Source organism: Stenotrophomonas pictorum JCM 9942 (genome assembly GCF_001310775.1).
GTDB classification, from domain to species: domain Bacteria; phylum Pseudomonadota; class Gammaproteobacteria; order Xanthomonadales; family Xanthomonadaceae; genus Stenotrophomonas; species Stenotrophomonas pictorum.
Window position 1 is genome coordinate 1 of record NZ_BAZI01000340.1, and the last position, 2834, is coordinate 2834.

Consider the following 2834-nt stretch of genomic DNA (forward strand, 5'->3'; position numbering starts at 1 on the left):
CCGCGACGCGGCGCAGTAGGTCGCTGGCCGCGGATGCGCTGATGACAACGGCGGCGCCATCGGACTTGCCGCGACGTCGGTGTTGGTCGAGCTCGCGCGATCGGGATGCGTGCCGAATTCAGATCGCGTTGATGGTGCCAGACACGCGCGTCGCGGCATGCTCACGCCTGGCTCGCGGCCGCTCATGGCATGCTCCGGACCGGTGTGTGGAGTGGGAGCTGACAAGCGATGACTGACCTGACGACTGGCCGCGCGCCCGTAACCGCCCTGATCTTCCCTCATGGCGGGGGCGTGCAATGAGCGCACGCGATTTCGATGTGGTGGTGATCGGGGGGGGCTCGGGCGGATTGGCCGCCGCGTTCCGCGCCGCGTCCTATGGCGCGCGCGTGGCGATGCTCGAGCCGGGGGATCTGGGCGGCACCTGCGTCAATGTCGGCTGCGTGCCGAAAAAAGCCATGTGGCTGGCGGCGGAGCTGGCTGAGCGCATCACGCTGGCGTCGCGGCTGGGCTTCGACGTGCCGCAGAGACCGCGGGTGGACTGGCCCGAACTGGTGCGGCAGCGCCAGCAGTACATCGCCAATATCCACGTCAGCTACCAGCGCCGCCTGGACGAAACCGGCGTCACCCGCGTGCACCAGCGCGGACGGGTGATCGATGCGCACACGGTCGAATGTGCCGATGGCACCCGGCTGCGTACGCAGCACATCGTCATCGCCACCGGCGCCCAGCCGGTGCGCCCGCGTTTCCCCGGCGCGGAGCTGGGGGGGGTATCCGATGATTTCTTCGCACTGCGCCGGTGTCCGTCCCGAGTTGGAATCGTCGGTGGCGGCTATATCGCGGTGGAGCTGGCCGGCGTATTGCGCGCGCTGGGCGCCGAGGTGGTGATGCTGGTGCGCGGGCAGCGTCTGCTGGAACGCTTCGACGCCGAGCTGGCCGATCAGCTGATTGAGAACCTGCGCCTGCAGGGGGTGGAGCTGCACTTCGGCTGCCAGATCCAGCGGCTGGAGCAGGACGGTGGGCAGATCCGCGCCACCCTGGACAACGGAACGGAGCAGGCAGTGTTCGAGCAGGTGATCTTCGCTACCGGGCGGGCGCCCAACACCCGGGATCTGGGGCTGGAGCAGGCCGGTGTGGTGCTGGGTGAGAAGGGCCAGGTGGTGGTCGACGCATTCCAGACCAGTGCGGTGCCGAGCATCCACGCGGTCGGCGATGTGGCCGGGCACGTGACCTTGACGCCCGTGGCGGTGGCCGCCGCGCGCCGCTTGATGGACCGCCTGTTCGGTGGCCAGCCGCAGGCGCGGCTGGACTACGACAACGTGCCCAGCGTGGTGTTCTCGCATCCGCCGTTGGGCAGCGTGGGTCTGAGCGAGGAGGAGGCGCGCAAGCGCTTTGACAGGGTAAGCACCTACCACAGCCGGTTCCGGCCGATGCTGCAGGCGCTGGGCGAGGGCGAGCTGCGCACCGTGTTCAAGATGGTCTGCGCGGGCGAAGAGGAGAAAGTCGTCGGCATCCACCTGCTGGGTGAGAGCGCCGACGAGATCCTGCAGGGCTTTGCGGTGGCCCTGAAGGCCGGCATCACCCGGGCGCAGATGAACGACACGGTGGCCATCCACCCGACCTCGGCCGAGGAAGTGGTGCTGATGCGCTGACCATGGAGCGCTGGCCGGTTTCATGCCGCTGGACGCGGCCGGATAATGGGCCGCTCATCTCCCCCTGCGATGCTGTCGTCCCGTGACTCCTTCTTCCCCGCGCGTGACCGGATCGCCGGTTGCGGGCTTGCCATCCGCTTCCTCGCCGCTGCCAAGCAGTTCCCGTCGCGTGCTGGTCAGCGGCCTGCTGATGGCCGGCGCCGGCGCCATCATGGCCTCGGGCAAGGCGGTGATCGTCAAGCTGGCCTACCGGCATGGCGTGGATGCCACCGCATTGCTGGCGCTGCGCATGCTGGTGGCGTTTCCATTTTTCCTGGCGATGGGGATCTGGGCCGCGCGCCGCGCGTCGCCGTTGGCGCGCGGTGATCTGTGGCGGGTGGCGGTGCTGGGTTTTACCGGTTACTACCTGTCCAGCTATCTGGATTTCCTGGGCCTGAAGTACATCACCGCGACGTTGGAGCGACTGATCCTGTACTTGAGCCCGACGCTGGTGGTGCTGATCGCGCTGGTGGTGCTCAAGCAGCGGCCGACGCGGCGGCAGGTGGCGGCGCTGGCGGTGAGCTATCTGGGCGTGTTGCTGGCCTTCGGCCATGACATCCGGCTTGATGGGGCTCGCACCTTGCTCGGTTCGGCGCTGGTGTTCGCCAGTGCACTGAGTTACGCCGTCTATCTGTTCGGCAGCGGCCAGGCGGTGGCGCGGATCGGCGCGGTACGGCTGACGGCCTATGCCAGCACGGTGGCCTGCGTGCTGTGCATCGGCCAGTACCTGCTGTTCCAGCCGGTGGCGGCGCTGTGGACGTATGCGCCGCCGGTGTATGGGCTGTCGCTGCTCAACGGCACCGTGTGCACGGTGCTGCCGGTGCTGGCGATCATGGTCGGGGTCAAGCGCATCGGGTCATCGCTGGCCGCGCAGGTGAGTATGCTGGGTCCGGTTTCCACCATTGTGCTGAGTGTATGGCTGCTCGACGAACCGATGGGCCCGTGGCAGAGCGCCGGCACCTTGCTGGTGCTGGGCGGGGTGCTGCTGGTGGGCAGCGGCGTGGCGAAGAAGCAATGAGTGCGGGGCCGGCTCCGGCAGTGGGTCACGTACGGATCTACCAGGTGATCCGGCAGATTCCGTATGGGCAGGTGCTGGGCTATGGCGAGGTCGCGGCCAGGGCCGGCCTGCCGGGGCGGGCGCGGCTG

The 2834-nt window shown here is 68.4% G+C and carries 4 protein-coding genes; 3 read left to right on the forward strand and 1 reads right to left on the reverse strand.

All coding sequences use genetic code 11. The features are described 5' to 3' along the window. Positions 1 to 186: hypothetical protein (locus JCM9942_RS19685; RefSeq protein WP_218185494.1), on the reverse strand; the 186-nt coding region annotated here is incomplete at its 3' end. A 110-nt stretch (positions 187 to 296) separates the two neighbouring features. Here JCM9942_RS19685 and gorA point away from each other — a divergent pair. The 3 genes from gorA to JCM9942_RS13375 all read left to right on the forward strand — a co-directional run. Beyond that, the gene (gene gorA / locus JCM9942_RS13365) at positions 297 to 1649 is read left to right on the forward strand and encodes a glutathione-disulfide reductase (protein ID WP_054660277.1); all 1353 of its coding nucleotides are present in this window, start codon (positions 297 to 299) and stop codon (positions 1647 to 1649) included. A gap of 127 nt (positions 1650 to 1776) precedes the next feature. Continuing rightward, a complete protein-coding gene (locus JCM9942_RS13370) occupies positions 1777 to 2706 on the forward strand; it encodes a DMT family transporter (protein WP_054660279.1) in 930 nt (309 codons plus the stop codon). Beyond that, positions 2703 to 2834: MGMT family protein (locus tag JCM9942_RS13375; protein ID WP_172675117.1), on the forward strand; the 132-nt coding region annotated here is incomplete at its 3' end. The genes JCM9942_RS13370 and JCM9942_RS13375, both read left to right, overlap by 4 nt.